Source organism: Mesorhizobium sp. B2-3-6, from assembly GCF_006442305.1.
Lineage (GTDB): Bacteria > Pseudomonadota > Alphaproteobacteria > Rhizobiales > Rhizobiaceae > Mesorhizobium.
The window spans coordinates 778,179-799,942 of sequence record NZ_VFVW01000001.1 but is presented as its reverse complement, the minus strand read 5'-3'; the positions used below and the strand labels follow the sequence as shown (position 1 = coordinate 799,942).

Here is a 21,764-nt window from a genome sequence, read left to right as displayed (position 1 = left end):
CGTCCCTCAGACCGGCTTCTTGCCGAAGACGCGGATATATTCGGCGACGCCGCCCTTGGCGAGCGCCTTGGCCTGCTTGACCCAGTCGTCTCGCTCGATGCGGCCGCGGAAGGAGAGATAGCTGTCCACCCACTCCCGTTCGGCCTTCTTCCAAGACGCAACCTGGGCGAAGGTGAAGATGCCGAGCGAATGCAGGATGCTCTCGGTCCTCGGGCCGACGCCGGAGATCAGCTTGAGATCGTCGACCAGCGCCGGCCTGGCGATGCCGGCCGGCCGGTTCTTGTCTTCCAACGAAGGCTTGGCCGCTTTGGCGGGAAGCTTGGTTTCCGGCGACTTGAACGCGGAAGCCGGCTCAGCCTTGTTCAGGGGGCCGCTGCGCGGCTTCAAAACTTTCTCGACCTCGGGCGCCGCCTTGTTGGCGTTTGTCGCCGAGTGGCGGGGAGCCGCGACGCTCGCCGCTTTTTCCGTTGCCGACGCGACCTTGGCCGGCGACGGCGTTTTCAGCGCCGGGCTGGTTTCAGCCGCATCGGTTTTCGGCTTGCTGGCATTGGACGGCGCGACAGGGGTGGCGGCCGGCGTTGACACCGGCGCCGCGATGATCGCGTCGGGTGCCGCCTTGGCGGCCTTGGCGGCTTCCCTGGCGTCCCTGTCACGGGTCGACTTGAGGATCGCCTTCTCGCTCTTCAGCGTCGTGAGGCCGGCGGCCGGCTCCGAGCCGGTGCGGCCGTTCTGCGGCCCCGGCGTCACCGAGGCGCCCTTGCCCGCATCGTAGAGATCTATGATTTCGGCCAGCCGTTCCGCCGTCAGGTCCTCGAACGTGTCCTTGAAGATCATGACCATCGGCGCGTTGACGCAGGCGCCGAGGCATTCGACCTCTTCCCACGACAGCGTTCCCTTGTCGTTGGTGTGGAACTGGTCATGGTGGATCTTGGAGCGGCACACGTCCATCAGCGCTTCCGAGCCGCGCAGCATGCAGGGCGTGGTGCCGCAAACCTGGATGTGCGCCCGCGTGCCGACAGGATTCAGCTGGTACTGCGTGTAGAAGGTCGCGACCTCGAGCCCGCGGATGCGCGGCATGCCGAGCATGTCCGAAATCGTCTCGATCGCCGCCTTGGTGACCCAGCCTTCCTGCTCCTGCGCCAGCATCAGCAGTGGAATGATCGCAGACTGTTCCCGGCCCTTCGGGTACTTCTTGATCCATTGCTTGGCCGCGGCCGCGTTCGCCCGGTTGAAGGCGAAGGATGCTGGCTGGACGCTGGCTTCTGCGAGACGACGGACTGACATTTAGCGATCGACCTCACCAAACACGATGTCGAGGGAGCCGAGGACGGCGGTGACGTCGGCCAGCATGTGACCGCGGCACAGGAAATCCATGGCCTGGAGATGCGCGAAACCGGGCGCGCGCAGCTTGCAGCGATAAGGCTTGTTGGTGCCGTCGGAGACCAAATAGACGCCGAACTCGCCCTTGGGCGCCTCGACCGCCGCATAGACCTCGCCGGCCGGCACGCGGTAGCCCTCGGTGTAGAGCTTGAAGTGGTGGATCAGCGCTTCCATCGAGCGCTTCATCGCCTGGCGCTTTGGCGGCACGACCTTGCCGTCGAGGTTCGACACCGGCCCGGCGCTTTCCTTGCCGAGCAGGAGATCGATGCACTGGCGCATGATCTTCGCCGACTGGCGCATCTCTTCCATGCGCACGAGGTAGCGGTCGAAACAGTCGCCGTTCTTGCCGATCGGAATATCGAAATCGAGCTCCGAATAGCATTCATAGGGCTGCGATCTGCGCAGGTCCCAGGCAGCGCCCGAGCCACGCACCATGACGCCGGAAAAGCCCCAGGCCCAGGCGTCGGCCAGCGAAACCGTGCCGATATCGACATTGCGCTGCTTGAAGATGCGATTGCCGGTCAGCAACTGATCGAGGTCGTCGATCGACTTCAGGAACGGATCGATCCACTTGCCGATGTCCTCGAGCAGCTTCTGCGGCAGGTCCTGGTGAACGCCGCCCGGACGGAAATAGGCGGCATGCATGCGCGAACCCGAGGCGCGCTCATAGAACACCATCAGCTTTTCGCGCTCGACGAAGCCCCACAGAGGCGGCGTCAGCGCGCCGACGTCCAGCGCCTGCGTCGTCACATTGAGGATGTGCGACATGATGCGGCCGATCTCGCAGTAGAGCACGCGGATCAGCTGACCGCGCTTCGGCACCTCGATGCCGAGCAGGCGCTCGGCGGCCAGTGCGAAGGCATGCTCCTGGTTCATCGGCGCGCAATAGTCGAGCCGGTCGAGATAAGGCACTGCCTGCAGGTAGGTTTTGTGCTCGATCAGCTTTTCGGTGCCGCGATGCAAGAGCCCGATATGCGGATCGACACGATCGACCACTTCGCCGTCCAACTCCAGAACCAATCTCAAAACACCATGCGCGGCAGGGTGTTGCGGTCCGAAGTTGATGTTAAAATTGCGGACGGAAGTTTCGGCCATTACTGCTTTGCCTTCTCATCCCCTGGCAGCACGTAATCGGTGCCTTCCCATGGGGACAGAAAATCGAAATTGCGGAATTCCTGCTTCAGTTCCACCGGCTCGTAGATGACGCGCTTGGCTTCGTCGTCGTAACGCACCTCGACGAAGCCGGTCAGCGGGAAATCCTTGCGCAGCGGGTGACCGTCGAAACCGTAATCGGTGAGAATGCGCCGCAGATCGGGGTGGCCCGAAAACAGCACGCCATAGAGATCGTAGGTCTCGCGCTCGAACCAGTCGGCGCCGGGATAGACGCCGGTGATCGACGGCACCATCGTCTCCTCGTCGGCCTGCACCTTGATGCGGATACGCACGTTCTGCTTCGGCGACAACAGGTGATAGACGACGTCGAAGCGCTTGGCCCGCGACGGATAATCGGCGCCGCAGACATCGATGACCGAGATGAATTGGCAGCGCGGATCGTCACGCAGGAAAGTCACCACTTCGATCAGATCGCGCGGTTCGACATGGATGGTGAGTTCGCCATAGGCGAACACTGCTTCATTGACGCGGCCAATCAATTTTTCGCCGAGATAGGTCGACAGTTCGCTCAGGGATGCGGCCATGGATTTACCGTTCGATCGTGCCGGTGCGGCGGATCTTCTTCTGGAGCAGAAGAATGCCATAGAGCAGCGCTTCGGCGCTCGGCGGACAGCCGGGCACATAGATGTCGACCGGCACGATGCGGTCGCAGCCGCGCACCACCGAATAGGAATAGTGGTAATAGCCGCCGCCATTGGCGCAGGAGCCCATCGAGATGACGTAGCGCGGCTCCGGCATCTGGTCGTAGACCTTGCGCAGCGCCGGGGCCATCTTGTTGGTCAGCGTGCCGGCAACGATCATGATGTCGGACTGGCGCGGAGACGCGCGAGGAGCAACACCGAACCGCTCCGAATCGTAGCGCGGCATCGAGGTGTGGATCATCTCGACGGCGCAGCAGGCGAGGCCGAAGGTCATGAACATCAGCGAGCCGCTGCGCGCCCAGGTGATCAGCGCCTCGGTCGAGGTGACGAGAAAGCCCTTGTCGGCGAGTTCGTTGTTGATTTCGAGGAAGAACGGATCATCGGACCCAACCGGCCTGCCGGTATTGGGATCGATCAGACCCTTGGGCTTCGGCGCGACGAGCGTGCCGGAACTGTCGCTCAATCCCATTCGAGCGCTCCTTTTTTCCATTCATAGGCAAAGCCGATGGTCAGCACCGCCAAAAACACCATCATCGACCAGAAACCGAGCATGCCGATTTTCGAGAACGACACCGCCCACGGAAACAGGAAGGCCACTTCCAGGTCGAAGATGATGAACAGGATCGACACCAGGTAGAAGCGGATGTCGAACTTCATACGGGCGTCATCGAACGAGTTGAACCCGCATTCGTAGGCGGAAAGCTTTTCCGGGTCGGGATTGCGATAGGCCACCAGGAACGGCGCCACGATAAGCGCGACGCCGACAGCCGCCGCCACTGCGATAAACAGGACGATGGGCAGGTACGAACTGAGAAGTGCGTTCATGCTGCGGCTTTCCGTTGGCGCCAATCCATTTTGATTACAGCACCAGACCCTATTGCGGAAGCGTGACAGTTTAACCGCTGAACCGTTTTAAGGGGCCTTTGCTGCAACGCGGCGAGGGTTAGCGCAGCGCTTCCGGCGAAGCAAGTCAAACCTTGTTCAAAACACTGGCCTGGACGGCATAAGGGAAGAAACTGGTCCGATCCGCTCCTGTTTGATTTCCTTCGCTTTTTACTCCACTTTTCTCTCCTGACAGAGTTGCCGCCAAAACCCTGCTAGCATGGCCGGAATCAACTGTCCGAACGACGCTCAACAAGCCATCAGAGTCGCATCCGAATGAAGGAAAAGATCTCGCTTGCCACGGCCCGGCGTATCGCGCTCGCCGCCCAAGGGTTCACTGATCCCCGCCCCGCCGGCACGCCCGACCGACGCCACTTCGCCCGCGTGCTCTCGCGTACCGGCCTGCTGCAGATCGATTCCGTCAGCGCGGTGGTGCGCGCTCACTACATGCCGCTCTATTCGCGCCTTGGTCCCTACCCGTTCGCCTTGCTCGACAACGCCGCCGTCACGCGCAAGCGCACGGTTTTCGAATACTGGGCGCACGAGGCTTCCTTCCTGCCGGTCGAGACCTATCCGTTGATGCGTTGGCGCATGCAGCGCGCCGAGCGTGGCGATGAAATGTATCTGGGCCTGGCCAAATGGGGCCGCGAGCACGCCGCCTATATAGAAGAGATCTACCGCGAGGTCGCGGAGCGCGGCCCGATCGCCGCCTCCGCGCTCGAAGGCCAGAAAGGATCCGGCGGCTGGTGGGGCTGGAGCCACGCCAAGCATGCCTTTGAATGGCTGTTCTGGGCAGGACGCATCACCACCGCGCACCGCCGTGGCTTCGAACGCTTCTATGATTTGCCCGAGCGCGTACTGCCGCAGGCGATCCTCGATCTGCCGGTGCCGTCTGCCGAGGACGCGCATCGGGAATTGCTGCGGATATCCGCCCGCGCTCATGGCGTCGCGACAGCAAGCGACCTGCGCGACTATTTCCGCCTGTCGCCGGCCGACATGAAGGGCCGGCTGGAGGAGCTGGTTGAAACAGGCGAGCTGGTGCCGATGCGTGTCGAGGGCTGGAACAAACCGGCTTACCTCCATAAGGAGGCCCGTATTCCACGAAAAATCGAGGCCCGCGCCTTGCTGGCGCCGTTCGATCCGGTCGTTTTCGAGCGCTCGCGCACGGAGCGGCTGTTCGATTTCCACTACCGCATAGAAATCTACACCCCTGCCGAAAAGCGGCAATACGGCTATTACGTCCTGCCGTTCCTGCTCGGCGACAGGATCGTGGCGCGCGTCGACCTCAAGGCCGACCGGCCGGCCAGCGTGCTACGCGTCTACGCGGCCTATGCCGAGCCCGGCGCGCCGCCTGAAACCGCCGCCCAACTCTTCCAGGAATTGACGCAGATGCAGGGCTGGCTCGGCCTCGAACGGATCGAGGTTACGCCCGCCGGCGACCTTGGGCAGCCGCTCGCCGACATTGCCGTGTCGTAGACGCGCGTTGACACCGCCGCCTGCAAGAGCCTAAATCCATTCCAGACGGTCTCCTCTCGGCAAAGGGAGGAGCCAAGAGGGAATGCGGTGCGAAATCTCGATTTCAAATCCGCGGCTGTCCCCGCAACTGTAAGCGACGAGCCAAGGCCGAAAACCACTGGGACGGTCCCGGGAAGGCGGCACGAAGGCGATGACCCGCGAGCCAGGAGACCTGCCGTCTGAGACATAAGAATCCGATCGCCCGGCGGGTTTTCCGGGCAAGGAGCCCGATTTGGAACGCGACAGCAGTTTCCCGGCTGAAACAGCGGACATTTTGTCTGGCGACAGCGACGCCTTGGCCGGCGTCACTGTCATCATCTGCGCTTCCTGCCGCGACGAGACCGGTTCCGATGCCCATCCCCGCGCCGGCGAAGTTTTGGCTCAAGATACGCGCCAAGCCGCAACGGCCGACAATGTCCGTGTCCGCACCGTCGAATGCCTCGGCAACTGCAAGCGCCGTCTCAGTGCCGCGATTCTTCGCGACGGCTGCTGGAGTTATGTCTTCGGCGACCTGAACATCGCCAGCGGCGCCGATCTCGTCACCGGCGCGAAACTCTTCGCCGCTTCGACCAACGGCCTCATTCCGTGGCGCGGCCGTCCGGATTCCCTCAAGCGCGGTCTCGTCGCCCGCATTCCTCCCCTCGACATGCTGAAGGACTGATCATGACCGCCGCAGTTTCCGCCACTCTCTCCCGCGTCCCCTGTACCGTCGTCACCGGCTTCCTGGGTGCCGGCAAGACCACGCTGGTCCGCCATCTCCTGGAAAACGCGGGCGGCAGGCGTATCGCCATCATCGTCAACGAATTCGGCGACATCGGCATCGACGGCGAGATCCTCAAGGGCTGCGGCATCGACACCTGCCCGGAGGAAAACATCGTCGAACTGGCCAATGGCTGCATCTGCTGCACCGTCGCCGACGATTTCGTCCCGGCGCTCGACCAGATCCTGTCGCTGACGCCGAAGGTCGACCACATCCTGATCGAAACCTCGGGTTTGGCTCTGCCCAAGCCGCTGGTCCAGGCCTTCCAGTGGCCGACGGTGAAGAGCCGGGTGACAGTCGACGGCGTGATCGCCGTGGTCGACGGTCCGGCATTGGCCGAGGGGCGCGTCGCCAACGACATGGACGCCCTGCAGGCGCAACGCGCGCAGGACCAGACACTGGACCACGACGACCCCGTCGAGGAGGTGTTCGAGGACCAGATCGCCTGCGCCGACCTCATCATCCTGTCGAAGAGCGACCTGATGGATGCCGCAGGTTCGGCTCGCGCCAACGCCATCATTGGCGAACACTCCGCCCGCGCCGTGAAGGTCGTGCCGACGGCTCATGGCAAGGTCGATCCGTCCGTGCTGCTCGGGCTAGGCCTCGCCGTCGAGGACGACATCGAGAACCGCAAGTCCCATCATGACGGCGCCTTCGACCACGAGCACGACGACTTCGATACGTTCATCGTCGACATCCCCTCGATCGCCAACCCGGACGACCTGGCAAAGCGCGTCGCCACCGCCGCCGAACAGGAGAACGTGCTGCGGGTGAAAGGCTTCGTCGAGGTCGGCGGCAAGCCGATGCGGCTGTTGCTGCAGGCGGTCGGTCCGCGCGTCAATCATTATTATGACCGCGCTTGGACGGCTGACGACGACCGCCGCTCGCGCCTGGTCGTCATCGGCCTCAAGGGGCTGAACCGCCCGGCGATCGAGCATATCCTCGCCGGCTGAGGCAACACCGACCGCGATGCACATCCTCACCACCACATCCGCCTCGCTCGACGATCTCGCCGAGCCGGTCGATCTGCGGCAGACGCCGGCGGAAATGGTGGCGCTGTCCTTCACGGACAGCGACCTGGCCGGACTGGCAGCGGCCTGGAAAGGCGACGCCGATCGGCTGCCCACGATGCGGCTGGCCGCGCTGCGCGACCTGCGCCACCCCATGTCCGTCGACCTCTGGATCGACAGCGTCGCCCGTCACGCCAAAGTCATTCTGGTGCGTATTCTCGGCGGTTACGAGTGGTGGCGCTACGGCTGCGACCAGTTGGCCGTGGTTGCCCGTGAGCGCGGCATAAAGCTGGCACTGCTTCCCGGTGAAAGCCACGACGAGGATATCAGGCTGATCGAAGCCTCGACGCTGCCGCGCGAGGAACTGGACGGGCTGCTCAATTATTTCCGCCAGGGCGGCCCGGCCAATATGAGCGCGCTGGTGCGCAGGCTGGCGCGGTTGGCGGGGTCTGATGCCGAATTTGCCGAACCGGTTAGCGTGCCGAAAGCCGGGTTTTATGAGCCGGGGCGCGGAGTCGTGGAGAAGCCGGACTTATCGAATGTTGACGATCCTTCACACCCCCCTCTGTCCGGCAGGACATCTCCTCCGCAAGGGGGGAGATCGGCTGTCATCAAAGCCGGCTCCTCTTTTGTTGCGTCAGAAAAGGATGTGTTTGCACCATCTGAAAGGGGCAAGAGCATCGATGACGGGGCAATCTCCCCCCTTGCGGGGGAGATGTCCGGCAGGACAGAGGGGGGTGTGACGGGACTCGACGTTGACAACATCAATGCTCGCACCATTCCCGTCCTCTTCTACCGCTCGATGCTGCTCGCCGCCGATGTCGCGCCGATCGACGCGCTTTTCGAGGCGCTACGGCAGCGCGACATGCTCCCCGTCCCCATCTTCGTCTCCAGCCTGAAAGACCCGGCATCCCTGGCGTTTGTTGAAACCGCGATTGCCCAGCTCAAGCCCGCCGCCATCATCACCGCGACCGCTTTCGCGTCCGGCGCCGAACCCGGCGTCGAAACCCTGTTCGACCGCGCCGGGGTTCCCGTCTTCCAGGTCATCGTCGCCACCACCCGCCGCGACGTATGGGAGAAGAACCAGCGCGGGCTGGCGCCCGCCGACCTCGCCATGCATGTCGTTCTGCCCGAACTGGACGGCCGCATCCTCGCCGGCGCCGTTTCGTTCAAGGGCGAAAGCGAGACCGACCCGGCGCTCGGCCACCGCGCCTTTGCCAACCGGCCGGAGCCCGATCGCGTCGAACAGGTGGCGGACCGGGTCGCGGCCTTCATCAGGCTTCGGGAAACGCCGCGCGCCGAGCGCAAGGTCGCCATTCTGATCCCCGATTACCCGAGCGCTCCCGGCCGCACCGGCTATGCGGTCGGGTTGGATGTGCCATCCAGCGTGCTGGCGATGCTGCACGACCTCCAGGAACAGGGCTATGTAGTTGAGGGAATTCCCCAAACGTCGCGTGCGTTGCTGGATGCGCTGGAGCGCAGCAAGGCTGGGTTGGAGTTGGATGAGTACCTTGCCTTCTCAACGGAATTGCCGGGCGCAGCAATTGCTGCCGTAGAAGCAGCTTGGGGCAAAGCCGAAGGCGAGACAGGTTTGCGCGAGGCACCCCCCTCTGTCCTGCCGGACATCTCCCCCGCAAGGGGGGAGATTACGCCGTCATCTCTGTCTTCGCCAATCTCCAACGTTGCAAGAGTAGCTCCAGCGTCTAAACTGCCAATCTCCCCCCTTGCGGGGGAGATGTCCGGCAGGACAGAGGGGGGTGTTCAAGCGCTGTCCGCCGCCAAATTCCCCTTCCGCGCCGCGACCTTCGGCAACATCACCGTGGCCCTCGCCCCCGATCGCGGCCGCTCGGCCGACCGCCGCGCCGACTATCACGACCCGACGCTGCCGCCGCGCCATGCATTGCTCGCCTTCGGCCTGTGGCTGCGCAAATTGCTCGGCGTCCATGCGCTCATCCATGTTGGCGCGCATGGCACGCTGGAATGGCTGCCGGGCAAGACGGTTGCGCTTTCGCAAAGCTGCTTCCCCGAGATCGTCACCGGTCCCCTGCCCGTCATCTATCCCTTTATCGTCTCCAATCCCGGCGAGGCGGCGCAGGCGAAGCGGCGGATCGCCGCCGTCACGCTCGGCCATCTGCCGCCGCCGCTCACCGGCGCCGGATTGGACAAGAACCAGCACAGGCTCGAACGGCTGGTCGACGAATACGCCCAGGCTGACGGTCTCGACCGCCGCCGCCGCGACCGTCTGGCCAGTCTGATCGTCGAAACCGCGCAGACGACGGGCCTCGCCGCGGAGGCCGGCGTTGCCCGCACCGACGCGCCGGACGAGGCCCTGCGCCGCATCGATGCCTGGCTCTGCGACCTGAAGGATTTCGCTATCAAGGATGGGCTGCATGTCTACGGCCGCGCGCCCGACGAAGAGCCCGACCTTATGCGCCGGCAAAGCGCCGAGGCCGAAAAGGCCGCCCTTCTTGCCGCGCTCGACGGTCGTCATGTCACCGCGGGCCCGGCCGGCGCGCCCGCGCGCGGGCGTTCCGACGTTCTGCCCACCGGCCGCAACCTGTTCACGTCGGACCCGCGCGCCATGCCGACGCCGACGGCTTACGACATCGGCAAGGCTGCCGCCGAGGAAGTGGTGCGCGCCTATATGCAATCGCATGGCGACTGGCCGCGCTCGCTGATCATCGACCTCTGGGGTTCGGCGTCTTTGCGCACCGGCGGCGAGGAGATCGCGCAGGGGCTTTCGCTGATGGGCTGCCGCCCGCAATGGGATGCCGCCACAGGCCGCGTCACCGGCATCGAGGTGTTGGCGCCGGCAGCGCTTGGCCACCCGCGCGTCGACGTCACCTGGCGCATATCGGGCCTGTTCCGCGACATGTTCCCGACCCAGATCGCGCTGATCGATGCCGCTGCCAACGCCGTTGCCGCGCGCGACGAGGACGATTCGGAAAATCCGCTCGCCGCAAGGACCCGCGCCGAGGGCAAGATCAGCCCGCGCATCTTTGGCACCTCGCCTGGCACTTACGGCGCTGGCGTCGAGGAAATCCTGTCGAGCGGCGACTGGGCGGCGCGCGAGGAAATCGGCCGCGCCTATCTCGATGCCACATCGCATGCCTATGGCGGCGCCGGCGGTGAAGGGATCGCCGCGCCCGGCGCTTTCGAGAACCGCATCGCCGAGGCCGATCTTCTCGTCCACACCGGCGACGATCCCGGCCGCGACATCCTCGAAGGCTCCGCCGATGTCGCCTTTATCGGCGGCTTTTCGGCCGCCCTTGCAGCGCTTGGCAGGAATGCCGACGTTATCGTGCTGGACACGACGGACCCGCAGAGGCCGAAGCCGCGTTCACTTAGTGAGGCTGTGACGCGCGTCGTGCGCGCCCGCGCTGTCAACGCCCGCTTCATAGCGGGCCAGATGCGCCACGGCCCGCGCGGCGCCTCGGAATTCGCCGAAACCGTCGACCGGCTGGTTGGCTTCGCCGAAACCACGCAGGCCATACCGGGCGCGCTGATAGACGCCGTGCACGATGCCTATCTCGGCGATGCGGACGTCCGCGCCTTCATCCTGCGCGAAAACCCGGCCGCCGCAAAAGCCATTGCCGAACGCCTCCTGTCGGCGCGACGGCGGGGCCTCTGGCATCCCTTGCGCAATTCGATCGACGACGACCTCGCGGCACTGATTGCCGAGGCACGGGAGTTGGCGGCATGAACGCCTACTCCCGCCGCGGCGCCTGCCCGGCCCTTTCGGCGCCGATGCAGACCGGCGACGGCCTGCTGGTGCGGCTCAACCCGGTCGCCGGAGGCCCATCTTCTGGCGGATTGTCGCCGAAGCTTCTGATCGGGCTGGCAGAATCCGCCCTGCGGCACGGCAACGGCATCATGGAAGTGACAGCGCGCGGCAGCTTGCAAATACGCGGATTGACCACGCAAAGTGCAACCCTGCTGGCGAAGGAAGTCGATGCGCTGGGCATTGTGGTCCGCACTGGCGTACCAGTGGAGACCGGACCACTGGCCGGCATCGATCCGCAGGAGATCGTCGACCCCAGGCCGCTGGCTGATCGGATCAGGGAAGCGGTCGAGGACGCCGGGCTGTCGCAGCGGCTCGGGCCGAAGGTTTCGGTCGTTGTCGACGGTGGCGGGCAACTGACGATGGATGCTGTGACGGCCGACGTGCGGCTGAAGGCGGTGAGCACCGAGGCGGGAATCCGCTGGCGGGTGTCGGTTGCCGGTGACGGGCGGAGTGCGAAAGTGTTGACAAAGGTCAACGCGCATGCCGCTAGAGACATAGCCGTCGCAGCGCTCAGGATGGTGGCTGAAAAAGGCCGCGAAGCGCACACACGGGATTTATCGGAGAGGCAAATAGCGTCTCTCGCAAGTTGGCATTCTATGGCGCCCCCCTCTGTCCTGCCGGACATCTCCCCCACAAGGGGGGAGATTGCTTATTTACGCTCGCCTTTGCCAATTTCCTCGGATGCAGAAGGAGAGCCGGCGCCCGAACCGCCAATCTCCCCCCTTGTGGGGGAGATGTCCGGCAGGACAGAGGGGGGCGCCGTAGAGCACCCTCGCTCGCCGATTGGCGTTTTCGACTTGAACACTGGCCACGCCCTCGGCATCGGTCTCCCCTACGGCAGCATGCCCGCCGAAAGGCTCATCGCCCTCGCTCAAAGCGCTCTCACCCTCGGGACGTCGGAAATCCGCCTCGCCCCGGGCCGCGCCCTGCTCTTCCTCGGCCAGCCACCAGCCGCCAATCCTTCCCTCCAGCAAACAGCCGCCACCCTCGGCTTCGTCACCGCCCCCACCGACCCGCGCACGCGCATCGCTGCTTGTCCCGGCGCGCCGGCTTGCGCCTCGGGTCGCATCGCCACGCGCGACATTGCCGAGGCGATCGCCACCGAAAACGCCGATAGTCTTGACTTCACCTTGCATGTTTCTGGCTGCGCCAAGGGTTGCGCGCATCCCGGCCCAGCGGCGCTGACCGTGGTCGGCGGCGAAAATGGAGCCGGACTTGTCGTGAACGCGACGGCAAAGGCCCTTCCTGCCGGTTACAGGCCGGGCTATGACGCCGCGCGCGGCATCGGCCGCGTCGCGGCGGCAATCCGCAGCGCACGCTATCAGGGCGAGACCGCCGCCGCCTGCCTGACGAGGCTGGGGCCGGCCGGCATCGCAGAGGCTTATCGACAGGAATGACAATGGTCGCCTACGACTACATCCACGACGGCACGGCGATCTACGAACGCTCCTTTGCCATCATCCGCGCCGAGGCTGATCTCGCGCGCTTTTCCGAAGCAGAGGCCGATGTCGCGGTCCGCATGATCCATGCCTGCGGCCAAGTGGAAGCCGCCAAGAATTTTGTCTTCTCCAGCGATTTCGTTTCCGCCGCACGGGCCGCGCTTGCCGCCGGCGCGCCGATCTTCTGCGACGCCGAAATGGTCTCGCACGGCGTCACCCGCGCCCGTCTGCCTGCCGGCAACGAGGTGATCTGCACCTTGCGCGACCCGCGCACGCATGAAATCGCCAGGACGATCGGCAACACACGTTCTGCCGCCGCGATCGACCTGTGGGGCGAGCGCATCGCCGGTTCGGTGGTGGCCATCGGCAATGCGCCGACCGCACTCTTCTATCTTCTGGAGAAGCTGCGCGACGGTGCGCCGAAACCGGCCGCCATCATCGGCATGCCGGTGGGCTTCGTTGGTGCCGCCGAATCGAAGGACGCGCTGGCGCAGAATTCCTACGGCGTACCCTATGCAATCGTGCGCGGCAGGCTTGGCGGCAGCGCCATGACCGCGGCAGCCCTCAATTCTCTCGCGAGGCCCGGCCTGTGAACGCGCTCCCCAAAACCGGCTCGAGGGGCCGCCTGGTCGGCGTCGGTACCGGTCCCGGCGACCCGGAACTGTTGACGCTGAAGGCCGCGCGTGCGCTGGCCGAGGCCGATGTGGTGGCGTATTTCGCCAAGCGCGGCAACAACAGCAATGCGCGCGCCATCGTCGAGACGCGCTTCCGGCCCGACATGCTGGAGCTGCCGTTGCTCTATCCCGTGACCACGGAGATCGACAAGGATCACGACGATTACCGCGCGCAGATATCGGCCTTCTACGAGGAGTCCGCCGAGACCGTTGCCGGTCATCTGGATGCCGGTAGGATGGTCGCCGTGCTGTCGGAAGGCGATCCGCTCTTCTATGGCTCCTACATGCATCTGCATGTGCGCCTCGCCCATCGTTTTCCGACCGAGGTCATTCCCGGCGTTACCGCCATGTCGGGCTGCTGGTCGGCGACCGGCCTGCCGATCGTTCAGGGCGACGACGTGCTGACCGTGCTGCCGGGCACGATGAGCGAGTTCGAACTGACCCGGCGCCTCGCCGACACCGATGCCGCCGTCATCATGAAGGTCGGCCGCAACCTGCCCAAAATCCGGCGGGCGCTGGAGGCCACCGGCAAGCTGACACGCGCCGTCTATGTCGAGCGCGGCACCATGCCGGGCAGCGTCTCGATGCGGCTCACCGACAAGCCGGACGACAAGGCGCCCTATTTCGCCATTGTGCTCGTCGCCGGCTGGTCCGGACGCCCTGTCGCGTCGGCGGGTGGCGCATGAGCGGCCGCCTCACTGTCATCGGGCTCGGACCTGGCAACGCCGATCAGGTGACGCCGCAGGCGAGCCACGCCGTCGCCGAGGCAAGCTTCTTCTACGGCTACAAGCCCTATCTCGACCGGCTGGAATTGCGCCCGGACCAGACCCGCATCGCCTCCGACAATCGCGAAGAGCTTGCCCGCTCCAACGAGGCGCTGGCGAAGGCGGCCGAAGGTCACAATGTCGCCGTCGTCTCCGGGGGCGATCCAGGCGTCTTCGCCATGGCGGCGGCCGTCTGCGAGGCGATCGAAGCCGGCCCCTCCGAATGGCGCGCCATCGACCTCGCAATCGTGCCTGGCGTCACCGCCATGCTCGCTGTCGCTGCCCGCATCGGGGCACCGCTCGGCCATGATTTCTGCGCCATCTCGCTGTCCGACAATCTGAAGCCATGGGACTTGGTCGAACTGCGCCTGCTGGCGGCCGCCGGCGCCGGCTTCGTCATCGCGCTTTACAATCCCATCAGCAAGGCGCGCCCCTGGCAGCTTGGCCGCGCCTTCGAATGTCTGAAGGCCATTCTGCCGGGCACCACGCCCGTTATATTCGGCCGTGCCGCAGGCCGGCCCGATGAGCGCATCGAGGTGTTCCTGCTGGCGGATGCCGATGCCGACAAGGCGGACATGGCAACCTGCATCATCATCGGTTCGCCGGAAACCCGGATCATCAGGCGCGGTAACAGGCCGGCGCTGGTCTACACGCCGCGCTCTGCGGCAGGCTCGACAAGATGATCGACCATGTCGGCAAGCTGATCGACGGTCGCAGCCGAAGGGATCTCCGGCAGCACAGGCCTGCGCACCATGACGACGTCGAGGCCAAGCGCCCGCGCCGCGGCGATCTTGCCATAAGTCGCCGCGCCGCCGCTGTCCTTGGATACAACGATGTCGATGCCGTGCCGCTGGAGCAGCGTGCGTTCCTCCGCCTCGCGAAACGGCCCGCGCGCCAGGAGATAGGTGGCATTGGGCACTGCCAGCTTCGGCTCGACCGGATCGACGCTGCGGATGAGATAGTGGTGCTGGGGCGCGGCTTCGAAAGCCGCGACCTCCTGCCGGCCGAGAGCCAGGAATACACGGCGCGGCGCCGGTCCAAGCGCCTGCACGGCATCGCCTGTCGTATAGACCTGCGTCCAGCGATCGCCCTCGACAGGCTCCCAGCCGGGACGGCGCAGAGCGACGATCGGCACCCCAGCCATGCGCGCGGCCTGCGCCGCATTGGCGGAAATTCGCGCCGCGTAGGGATGCGTGGCGTCGATCAGCAGCTCGATGCTTGTCTCCTTGAGATAGGCGGCCAGACCATCGGCGCCGCCGAACCCTCCACTGCGTACCGGCACGCCCTGCGTCACCGGGCTTTCGGTGCGGCCCGCCAGCGACAGCATCACCGAGTAACCGGCTGCCAGTTTTCCAGCCAGTTGCCGGGCTTCGGTGGTTCCGCCGAGGATCAGAATGCGGTGGGTCATCATGCCTGCTAAGAGTCTACGCGGCGCCAACCAAAAATGGCTCACCATCGTTGGCATAGGCGAGGACGGTGTAGCCGGTCTCGGCGACGAGGCCAAGCAGCGGATCGCCGACGCTGAAATCATCTTTGGCGGCAAGCGGCATCTGGCGCTCGTCTCATCATTCGCCAAGGGCGATCCGCGCCCATGGCCGGTTCCCTTCGATGCCAAGATGCACGACGTGCTGTCGCTCGCCGGCAAGCGCGTTTGCGTTCTTGCCTCCGGCGATCCCTTTTTCCACGGCGTCGGCGTCACCCTCGCCCGCAAGGTCATGCCGCGGGAGATGCATGTCATTCCCGCGCCGTCGGCCATTTCGCTGGCGGCCGCTCGCCTTGGCTGGGCGCTGCAGGACATCGAAACCGTCTCGCTGCATGGCCGCCCCATCGACCTGATCCGGCCATTGCTGCAACCCAACGCACGCATCCTGGCCCTGACATCCGATGCCGATGCACCGGCGGCGATCGCCCGCCTGCTCACCGAGCTTGATTTCGGCGCCTCGCGGCTGACGATCCTGGAGGCATTGGGCGGGCCGAACGAGAACCTGCGCACGGCCCGGGCCGATGCCTTCAACCTCGAAACCATCAATCCGCTCAATGTGCTGGCGCTCGAAATTCAATCTGGTCCGGATGCGCGTATCCTGCCTTTGACATCAGGCCTCGCCGATCATCTGTTCGACCATGACGGCCAGATCACCAAGCATGAGATCCGCGCCATCACGCTGTCGGCGCTGGCGCCGAGGCGCGGCGAACTGCTGTGGGATATTGGCGCCGGCTCCGGTTCCATCGGCATCGAATGGATGCTCACCCACCCTTCGATGCGCACTGTTGCCATCGAAGCCGACCCGATCCGCGCCGCCCGCATCGGCCACAACGCTGCTGCCTGCGGCGTTCCCGGACTCATCGTAGTCGAAGGCAGCGCACCCAAGGCGCTTGCAAGGCTCGATACGCCAGACGCGATTTTCATTGGCGGCGGCGGCAGCGACGCCGGCGTGCTGGCCGCCGCCATCAAGGCGCTGCGCACCGGCGGCCGCCTCGTTGCCAATGCGGTGACGCTGGAAATGGAGACGCTGCTTCTTGCCCGTCATACCGAGCTCGGGGGCGATCTGACCCGCATCGCCATATCCCGCGCCGCGCCTGTCGGTTCGATGCAGGCCTGGCGGCCGGCGATGCCGGTTACCCAATGGAGTTGGATCAAGCCATGATGGTCGCGGGCATCGGCAGCCGAAAGGGTGTAAGCGTCGAGGACGTGCTTGCCGCGATAGAAACCGCGCTCGAAGCGCACGGGCTGGCGATGACGGCGCTCTCGTCGCTCGCCACCGCCATGCTCAAGAAAGATGAACAGGCGATCGCTGCCGCAGGTCGCACACTCAACCTTCCCGTCATCGTCGTCGATGAGGCAGCGCTTAAAGCAGCGTCGACGAAGGCGCTCAGCAACTCCAGCCTCTCGCAGGATCTGGCCGGCACAGCATCGGTGTCCGAAGCATCGGCGCTGGCCGTCGCCGGCGAAGGCGCCAGGCTGCTGGGACCACGCATCGTACTCGGCCCGGTCACCTGCGCCATTGCCATCAGCGGAGACGCGGCATGACCGTGCATTTCATCGGCGCCGGTCCGGGCGCCGCCGACCTCATTACCCTGCGCGGCGCGCGGCTGCTGGCAAGCTGCCCGGTCTGCCTCCATGCCGGCTCGATCGTGGCGCCCGAATTGCTGCAGCATTGCGCCCCGGGAACGACGCTGATCGACACCGCGCCGATGTCGCTCGACGAGATCGAGGCCGAATATCTGGCCGCCCACAAGGCCGGCCATGATGTCGCGCGGCTGCATTCCGGTGACCTGTCGGTATGGAGCGCGGTTGCCGAACAGATCCGCCGGCTGGAAAGGCACGGCATTCCCTACACGCTGACGCCGGGCGTTCCCTCTTTCGCTGCCGCGGCGGCTGCTCTGCGGCGCGAACTGACCATCCCTGAAGTTGCGCAGAGCCTGGTGCTGACCCGCGTCTCCGGCCGCGCTTCAAAAATGCCGCCTGGCGAAACGCTGGCCGGCTTCGGCCGCACCGGCGCCACGCTTGCCATTCATCTTGCCATCCACGCCATCGATCGCATCGTCGCCGAGCTGACGCCGCTCTATGGCCGCGATTGCCCGGTGGCGGTCGTCTTCCGTGCCTCCTGGCCGGACGAGCGCGTGCTGACCGGCACGCTGGAAACCATCGAGGCACAACTGGCCGCCGACCCGATGGAGCGTACGGCCATCATCTTCGTCGGCCGCTCGCTGGCGGCGGAAGGCTTTGGCGAGAGTTCATTGTACGACGCGCACTACCAGCGGCGTTTTCGCGGACGGGACGGATTGTGAGCGACAGCACCAAAAATAAGGGCGAGAACGCCGCGCTCCAACAGGCGCTTGCCCGGCTGAACTTCAAGCCGCGGACGCTTGAGCCCGGCCATGTCTGGCTCGCCGGCGCCGGCCCCGGCGATCCCGGCTGCCTGACGCTGGAAGTGCTGGCGGCGCTGAGTGAGGCGGATGCGCTGGTCTACGATGCGCTGGTCTCCCCGGACGTCGTCGCGGTTGCCGAAAACGCCGAGCTTTTCTTTGCCGGCAAGCGCGGCGGAAAACCCTCGATGAAACAGGACGACATAACCGCCCTGCTGGTCCGGCTGGCGCGCCAGGGCCGCCGCGTCGTCAGGCTGAAGGGCGGCGACCCCTATATTTTCGGCCGTGGCGGCGAAGAGGCGCTGGCGCTGGCGCGGGAAAACATCCCGTTCCGCGTCCTGCCCGGCCTCACCTCGGGCCTCAGCGCGCTGGCCGCCACCGGCATCCCCGCGACCATGCGCGGCATCAACAAGGCGGTAATCCTGGCGACCGGCCATGCCGCCGGCACCGATGACGATCTCGACTGGGCCGCGATCGCGCGCACCGGCCAGCCTGTCGTGGTCTACATGGGCATGGCCAATCTGCCTGTGATATCGGCCGCATTGCTCGACGGCGGGCTGGCGCCATCGACGCCGGCGGCGGTGATCGTCGCCGCGACGACGCCGCAGGAGCGCATCGTCGTCGCCACGCTGGCCACCATCGCCGAGGAAGCCGCCGCCGCCGGCCTGTCCGCACCGGCGCTGATCGTCGTCGGCGGCATCGTCGCCATGCGCGCGGCGCTGGCGGGTGCATCGTGAGCGCCCGCGCGATCATCGTCGGCGCGCCGCGCTCCGGCTCGGGCAAGACCAGCGTCACCATCGGCATTTTACGCGCACTCACTCGGCGCGGCCTGAAAGTACGCGGCGCCAAGTCTGGCCCCGATTACATCGATCCCGGCTTCCACACCGCCGCCACCGGCCTGTCCGGCGTCAATCTTGACAGCTGGGCGATGTCGCCGTCGCTGCTCAACGCACTGGCCGTAAATGCCGCCGACGACGCCGATTTTGTTATCCTCGAAAGCGCCATGGGCCTGTTCGACGGCATTCCGGCCGCGCCGGGCCGCAGCGGTTCGGCGGCCGATCTCGCGCGGCTCTACGGCCTGCCGGTGCTGCTGGTGCTGGACGTTTCCGGCCAGTCGACCACGGCAGCGGCCGTCGCCAAGGGGTTCGCCATCTACGATCCGGAGGTTCGCATGGCGGGCATCGTGCTCAACCGGCTGGGCAGCGAGCGCCATCGCCGGCTGTCCGGCGACGCCATCGAGGCGATCGGCCTGCCGGTCGTCGGCGCCATCCTGCGCGATCCCACGCTCAACTTGCCCGAGCGCCATCTCGGCCTCGTCCAGGCCGGTGAATATGATGACCTGATGGCGCATCTCGACCGGTTGGCCGACATGGCGGAAAAGTCGCTCGACCTCGACGCCGTCATGGCGCTGGCAACACCTCTCGCCCCGGAGCCCGGCAGCTTCGACGATGCGCTGCAGCCGCCCGGCCAGCGCATCGCACTTGCCGAGGATGCCGCCTTCACCTTTCTCTATCCGCACGTCGCGGCCTACTGGCGCAAGGCCGGCGCGGAGATCGTTCCGTTCTCGCCGCTCGCGGACGAGGCGCCTGACGACAGCTGCGACGTCTGCTGGCTGCCTGGCGGCTATCCCGAGCTTCACGCCGGCCGTCTCGCCGCCGCTGCGAATTTTCGGAAAGGAACGGCAAGGTTCGCCGGGACGAAGCCCATCCATGGTGAGTGCGGTGGCTTCATGGTGCTTGGCGAAGCTCTGGAAGATGCATCTGGCGAAACGCACAAAATGCTCGGCCTGCTCAGCCATTCAACCAGCTTCGCCAGGCGCAAGATGAACCTCGGCTATCGCGAAGCGCGGCTGCGCGCCGACTGTCCGCTCGGCCCGCGGGGCGCGCTGATCCGCGGGCACGAATTCCATTATGCGCAGATGACGGCGGCCGGCGATGACGAGCCCCTGGCCGACCTCGCCGACGGGCAAGGCAATCCGATCGGCGCCTCGGGCTACCGGCGCGGCCAGGTCAGCGGCACCTTCTTCCATGCCATCGCAAGGGGCTGAGGCATGAAGTTCCCGAAGGTCACCCTTTCGCCCCGGCAAATCCCCAGCGATGTTGCCCTCTGCCTGGTCTTCTTCACCAGGCTGCCCTTGCCCGTCATCGACTTTCGCGGCCGCAGCCTTGCCGCCGCGATCTGGGCCGCCCCGGTCGCCGGCCTCGTCGTCGGCCTGATCGGCGCCATCGTCTTTGCCACGGCGGAACGGTTTGGCCTTGCCATCGGGTCGGCGGCAGCCCTTGCCCTGGTTGCAACCGCGGTCACCACCGGCTGCCTGCACGAGGACGGGCTGTCCGATGTCGCCGACGGTTTTGGCGGCGGCAACACGCGCGGTCGAAAGCTGGAGATCATGCGCGACAGCCGAATCGGCGCCTACGGCGCCATGGCGCTGGCGCTGTCGCTGCTCATCCGCTGGAGCGCGCTGTCGGAATTCGTCGATCCCACACAAGCTCTCTTCGCGCTCCTGGCCGCCCATGCGGCCTCGCGCGGCGTATTCGGCACCTTCATGCATCTCTTGCCCCCGGCGCGCGACGATGGCCTCTCGGCCGGCGCCGGCACCGTCTCGCGGGAAATTGCCCTCGCCGGCGCCGTGCTCGGCGCCATCCCGCTCCTCCTGCTCGGGCTTGGCGGCGCCATCGCGGCGCTTATCCTGCTCGGACTGCTGTTTGCCGCCTTCCACGCGCTTTGCCTCAACCAGATCGGTGGCCAGACCGGCGACACGATCGGCGCTATGCAACAGGTGAGCGAAATCGCGGTGCTGCTCGTCGCTTCCGTAGCCCTTTCCTGACTCTGTTTCGGAGAATTTCCTTCGATGGCTTTCAAATCCCTAGATGAACTGCGCGCTGCTTGCCTCGACCTGCCTGATGGCGATGACGCCGCCGCGAGCGCGGTCGCTCGCCGCCAGGACACGTTGACCAAGCCGCAGGGCAGCCTCGGCCGGCTTGAGTCCATCGCCGCGTGGCTGGCGCGCTGGCAGGGCCGCGACATGCCTAGGCTCGAGCGGGTGAAAGTTTTCGTCTTCGCCGGCAACCACGGCGTTACCGCCCAAGGCGTGTCGGCCTATCCTTCGGAAGTCACGGTGCAGATGGTGGCGAATTTCGCCGGCGGCGGTGCGGCCATCAACCAGCTCGCCCGCATCGCAGGCGCCGAACTCGATGTCATTCCGCTCGATCTTGACCATCCGACCGGCGATTTCACGCAAACGCCGGCGATGGACGACAAGGCATTTCTTGCCGCCGTCTCGGCCGGCTACGATGCGGTGACTGATGATCTCGATCTCGTCTGCTTCGGCGAGATGGGTATCGGCAACACCACGCCGGCCGCCGCGATCTCGGCGGCGCTGTTCGGCGGCGGTGCCGAAAAATGGACCGGACGCGGCACCGGCGTCGACGATGCCGGCCTCGAGCGCAAGGTGGTCGCCATCGAATCGGGCCTGGAGCGCCATGCCGCTGTTCTTGCCGATCCACTGGGGATTGCCATGGCGCTCGGCGGCCGCGAACTCGCCGCCATCTTCGGCGCCACGCTTGCCGCCCGTCACATGGGCATACCGGTGCTACTTGACGGCTTCGTCTGCACCGCAGCCGCAGCACCTTTGGCAAAGCTGCACTCCACAGGCCTTGCTCATACGATCGCCGCCCACGTCTCGGCTGAATCGGGTCACCGCGGCCTGCTCGAAGCGCTCGACCTGCCGCCGCTGCTCGACCTCGGCATGCGGCTCGGCGAAGGCTCCGGCGCTTGCCTCGCCGTCAACATCGTCCGCTCGGCGCTGGAGTGCCATGCGAGGATGGCGAGCTTTGCCGAGGCCGGCGTGTCGGAGAAGTAACATCTTCCGGTTG

The 21,764-nt window shown here is 65.8% G+C and carries 20 protein-coding genes, 1 pseudogene and 1 riboswitch; of the genes and pseudogenes, 15 read left to right on the top strand and 6 right to left on the bottom strand.

The window, feature by feature from the left end; genetic code table 11:
* Positions 1-6 precede the first annotated feature (6 nt).
* From FJ953_RS03895 to FJ953_RS03875, 5 genes are read right to left on the bottom strand one after another with little or no spacing between them, the layout of a single operon-like run.
* Positions 7-1,284 carry an NADH-quinone oxidoreductase subunit E gene (locus FJ953_RS03895; RefSeq protein WP_140623204.1) on the bottom strand — a complete coding sequence of 426 codons (1,278 nt, stop codon included), beginning with the start codon at positions 1,282-1,284 and terminating at the stop codon, positions 7-9.
* Entirely contained in the window at positions 1,285-2,475 is a 1,191-nt protein-coding gene (locus tag FJ953_RS03890; RefSeq protein WP_140495578.1) for an NADH-quinone oxidoreductase subunit D, read from the bottom strand.
* The gene (locus FJ953_RS03885) at positions 2,475-3,077 is read right to left on the bottom strand and encodes an NADH-quinone oxidoreductase subunit C (protein WP_140495577.1); all 603 of its coding nucleotides are present in this window, start codon (positions 3,075-3,077) and stop codon (positions 2,475-2,477) included. Before FJ953_RS03885 ends, FJ953_RS03890 begins: the two co-directional genes overlap by 1 nt.
* Positions 3,078-3,081: 4 nt before the next feature.
* Positions 3,082-3,663 carry an NADH-quinone oxidoreductase subunit B gene (locus FJ953_RS03880; protein ID WP_140495576.1) on the bottom strand — a complete coding sequence of 194 codons (582 nt, stop codon included), beginning with the start codon at positions 3,661-3,663 and terminating at the stop codon, positions 3,082-3,084.
* Positions 3,654-4,019 (bottom strand): NADH-quinone oxidoreductase subunit A, encoded by a 366-nt coding sequence (locus FJ953_RS03875; protein ID WP_140495575.1) that lies wholly within the window; start codon positions 4,017-4,019, stop codon positions 3,654-3,656. Before FJ953_RS03875 ends, FJ953_RS03880 begins: the two co-directional genes overlap by 10 nt.
* Positions 4,020-4,352: 333 nt before the next feature.
* Between FJ953_RS03875 and FJ953_RS03870 the strand changes: the two genes are divergently transcribed.
* From FJ953_RS03870 to FJ953_RS03835, 8 genes and pseudogenes are all read left to right on the top strand, one after another.
* The gene (locus FJ953_RS03870) at positions 4,353-5,552 is read left to right on the top strand and encodes a winged helix-turn-helix domain-containing protein (protein ID WP_140623202.1); all 1,200 of its coding nucleotides are present in this window, start codon (positions 4,353-4,355) and stop codon (positions 5,550-5,552) included.
* 29 nt (positions 5,553-5,581) lie between these two features.
* A riboswitch (cobalamin riboswitch) is annotated at positions 5,582-5,786 on the top strand.
* 37 nt (positions 5,787-5,823) lie between these two features.
* A complete protein-coding gene (locus tag FJ953_RS03865) occupies positions 5,824-6,252 on the top strand; it encodes a DUF1636 family protein (RefSeq protein ID WP_140623200.1) in 429 nt (142 codons plus the stop codon).
* Positions 6,253-6,254: 2 nt separating this feature from the next.
* Positions 6,255-7,304 carry a cobalamin biosynthesis protein CobW gene (cobW, locus tag FJ953_RS03860; protein ID WP_140623198.1) on the top strand — a complete coding sequence of 350 codons (1,050 nt, stop codon included), beginning with the start codon at positions 6,255-6,257 and terminating at the stop codon, positions 7,302-7,304.
* Between the two features lie 16 nt (positions 7,305-7,320).
* Entirely contained in the window at positions 7,321-11,064 is a 3,744-nt protein-coding gene (locus FJ953_RS03855) for a cobaltochelatase subunit CobN (RefSeq protein ID WP_140623196.1), read from the top strand.
* Positions 11,061-12,621: pseudogene (gene cobG, locus FJ953_RS03850) on the top strand (precorrin-3B synthase). Before FJ953_RS03855 ends, cobG begins: the two are co-directional and overlap by 4 nt.
* Positions 12,545-13,177 (top strand): precorrin-8X methylmutase, encoded by a 633-nt coding sequence (locus FJ953_RS03845; protein ID WP_140495569.1) that lies wholly within the window; start codon positions 12,545-12,547, stop codon positions 13,175-13,177. Before cobG ends, FJ953_RS03845 begins: the two are co-directional and overlap by 77 nt.
* A complete protein-coding gene (locus FJ953_RS03840) occupies positions 13,174-13,944 on the top strand; it encodes a precorrin-2 C(20)-methyltransferase (protein ID WP_140521148.1) in 771 nt (256 codons plus the stop codon). The genes FJ953_RS03845 and FJ953_RS03840 overlap by 4 nt, the downstream gene beginning before the upstream one ends.
* Positions 13,941-14,705 (top strand): precorrin-3B C(17)-methyltransferase, encoded by a 765-nt coding sequence (locus tag FJ953_RS03835; RefSeq protein WP_140495567.1) that lies wholly within the window; start codon positions 13,941-13,943, stop codon positions 14,703-14,705. Before FJ953_RS03840 ends, FJ953_RS03835 begins: the two co-directional genes overlap by 4 nt.
* Here the strand turns inward: FJ953_RS03835 and FJ953_RS03830 are convergent.
* Positions 14,669-15,430, bottom strand: coding sequence for a cobalt-precorrin-6A reductase (locus FJ953_RS03830; RefSeq protein ID WP_140623192.1), 762 nt, complete (start codon positions 15,428-15,430; stop codon positions 14,669-14,671). The two genes, FJ953_RS03835 and FJ953_RS03830, sit on opposite strands and share 37 nt — an antisense overlap.
* Before the next feature lies 1 nt (position 15,431).
* On the opposite strand from FJ953_RS03830, the gene cbiE reads away from it, so the two are divergent.
* The 7 genes from cbiE to cobT are packed head-to-tail and all read left to right on the top strand — an operon-like array spanning position 15,432 to position 21,751.
* The gene (gene cbiE / locus FJ953_RS03825; RefSeq protein ID WP_140623190.1) at positions 15,432-16,667 is read left to right on the top strand and encodes a precorrin-6y C5,15-methyltransferase (decarboxylating) subunit CbiE; all 1,236 of its coding nucleotides are present in this window, start codon (positions 15,432-15,434) and stop codon (positions 16,665-16,667) included.
* Positions 16,664-17,050 carry a cobalamin biosynthesis protein gene (locus tag FJ953_RS03820; protein WP_140623188.1) on the top strand — a complete coding sequence of 129 codons (387 nt, stop codon included), beginning with the start codon at positions 16,664-16,666 and terminating at the stop codon, positions 17,048-17,050. The genes cbiE and FJ953_RS03820 overlap by 4 nt, the downstream gene beginning before the upstream one ends.
* Positions 17,047-17,811: a precorrin-4 C(11)-methyltransferase gene (gene cobM, locus FJ953_RS03815; RefSeq protein WP_140623186.1), complete on the top strand. Its 765-nt coding sequence runs from the start codon at positions 17,047-17,049 to the stop codon at positions 17,809-17,811. The genes FJ953_RS03820 and cobM overlap by 4 nt, the downstream gene beginning before the upstream one ends.
* Positions 17,808-18,626: a uroporphyrinogen-III C-methyltransferase gene (gene cobA, locus FJ953_RS03810; protein ID WP_140495562.1), complete on the top strand. Its 819-nt coding sequence runs from the start codon at positions 17,808-17,810 to the stop codon at positions 18,624-18,626. The genes cobM and cobA overlap by 4 nt, the downstream gene beginning before the upstream one ends.
* Positions 18,623-19,936, top strand: a complete 1,314-nt coding sequence (locus FJ953_RS03805) for a cobyrinate a,c-diamide synthase (RefSeq protein WP_140623185.1) — start codon at positions 18,623-18,625, stop codon at positions 19,934-19,936. Before cobA ends, FJ953_RS03805 begins: the two co-directional genes overlap by 4 nt.
* A gap of 3 nt (positions 19,937-19,939) precedes the next feature.
* Positions 19,940-20,716 carry an adenosylcobinamide-GDP ribazoletransferase gene (gene cobS / locus FJ953_RS03800; RefSeq protein ID WP_140516437.1) on the top strand — a complete coding sequence of 259 codons (777 nt, stop codon included), beginning with the start codon at positions 19,940-19,942 and terminating at the stop codon, positions 20,714-20,716.
* Positions 20,717-20,740: 24 nt separating this feature from the next.
* Positions 20,741-21,751 (top strand): nicotinate-nucleotide--dimethylbenzimidazole phosphoribosyltransferase, encoded by a 1,011-nt coding sequence (cobT, locus tag FJ953_RS03795; protein WP_140516439.1) that lies wholly within the window; start codon positions 20,741-20,743, stop codon positions 21,749-21,751.
* Positions 21,752-21,764 lie beyond the last annotated feature (13 nt).

What these genes read in the sequence shown, in the direction of transcription:
- cobW (WP_140623198.1), top strand. Translation starts at nt 6,255, where the DNA reads ATGACCGCCGCAGTTTCCGCCACTCTCTCCCGCGTCCCCTGTACCGTC.
- FJ953_RS03845 (WP_140495569.1), top strand. Translation starts at nt 12,545, where the DNA reads ATGGTCGCCTACGACTACATCCACGACGGCACGGCGATCTACGAACGC.
- FJ953_RS03830 (WP_140623192.1), bottom strand. Translation starts at nt 15,430, where the DNA reads ATGACCCACCGCATTCTGATCCTCGGCGGAACCACCGAAGCCCGGCAA.
- FJ953_RS03870 (WP_140623202.1), top strand. Translation starts at nt 4,353, where the DNA reads ATGAAGGAAAAGATCTCGCTTGCCACGGCCCGGCGTATCGCGCTCGCC.
- cbiE (WP_140623190.1), top strand. Translation starts at nt 15,432, where the DNA reads ATGCCTGCTAAGAGTCTACGCGGCGCCAACCAAAAATGGCTCACCATC.
- FJ953_RS03855 (WP_140623196.1), top strand. Translation starts at nt 7,321, where the DNA reads ATGCACATCCTCACCACCACATCCGCCTCGCTCGACGATCTCGCCGAG.
- FJ953_RS03875 (WP_140495575.1), bottom strand. Translation starts at nt 4,019, where the DNA reads ATGAACGCACTTCTCAGTTCGTACCTGCCCATCGTCCTGTTTATCGCA.
- cobS (WP_140516437.1), top strand. Translation starts at nt 19,940, where the DNA reads ATGAAGTTCCCGAAGGTCACCCTTTCGCCCCGGCAAATCCCCAGCGAT.
- FJ953_RS03835 (WP_140495567.1), top strand. Translation starts at nt 13,941, where the DNA reads ATGAGCGGCCGCCTCACTGTCATCGGGCTCGGACCTGGCAACGCCGAT.
- FJ953_RS03890 (WP_140495578.1), bottom strand. Translation starts at nt 2,475, where the DNA reads ATGGCCGAAACTTCCGTCCGCAATTTTAACATCAACTTCGGACCGCAA.
- FJ953_RS03880 (WP_140495576.1), bottom strand. Translation starts at nt 3,663, where the DNA reads ATGGGATTGAGCGACAGTTCCGGCACGCTCGTCGCGCCGAAGCCCAAG.
- FJ953_RS03895 (WP_140623204.1), bottom strand. Translation starts at nt 1,284, where the DNA reads ATGTCAGTCCGTCGTCTCGCAGAAGCCAGCGTCCAGCCAGCATCCTTC.
- cobT (WP_140516439.1), top strand. Translation starts at nt 20,741, where the DNA reads ATGGCTTTCAAATCCCTAGATGAACTGCGCGCTGCTTGCCTCGACCTG.
- cobM (WP_140623186.1), top strand. Translation starts at nt 17,047, where the DNA reads ATGACCGTGCATTTCATCGGCGCCGGTCCGGGCGCCGCCGACCTCATT.
- FJ953_RS03820 (WP_140623188.1), top strand. Translation starts at nt 16,664, where the DNA reads ATGATGGTCGCGGGCATCGGCAGCCGAAAGGGTGTAAGCGTCGAGGAC.
- FJ953_RS03885 (WP_140495577.1), bottom strand. Translation starts at nt 3,077, where the DNA reads ATGGCCGCATCCCTGAGCGAACTGTCGACCTATCTCGGCGAAAAATTG.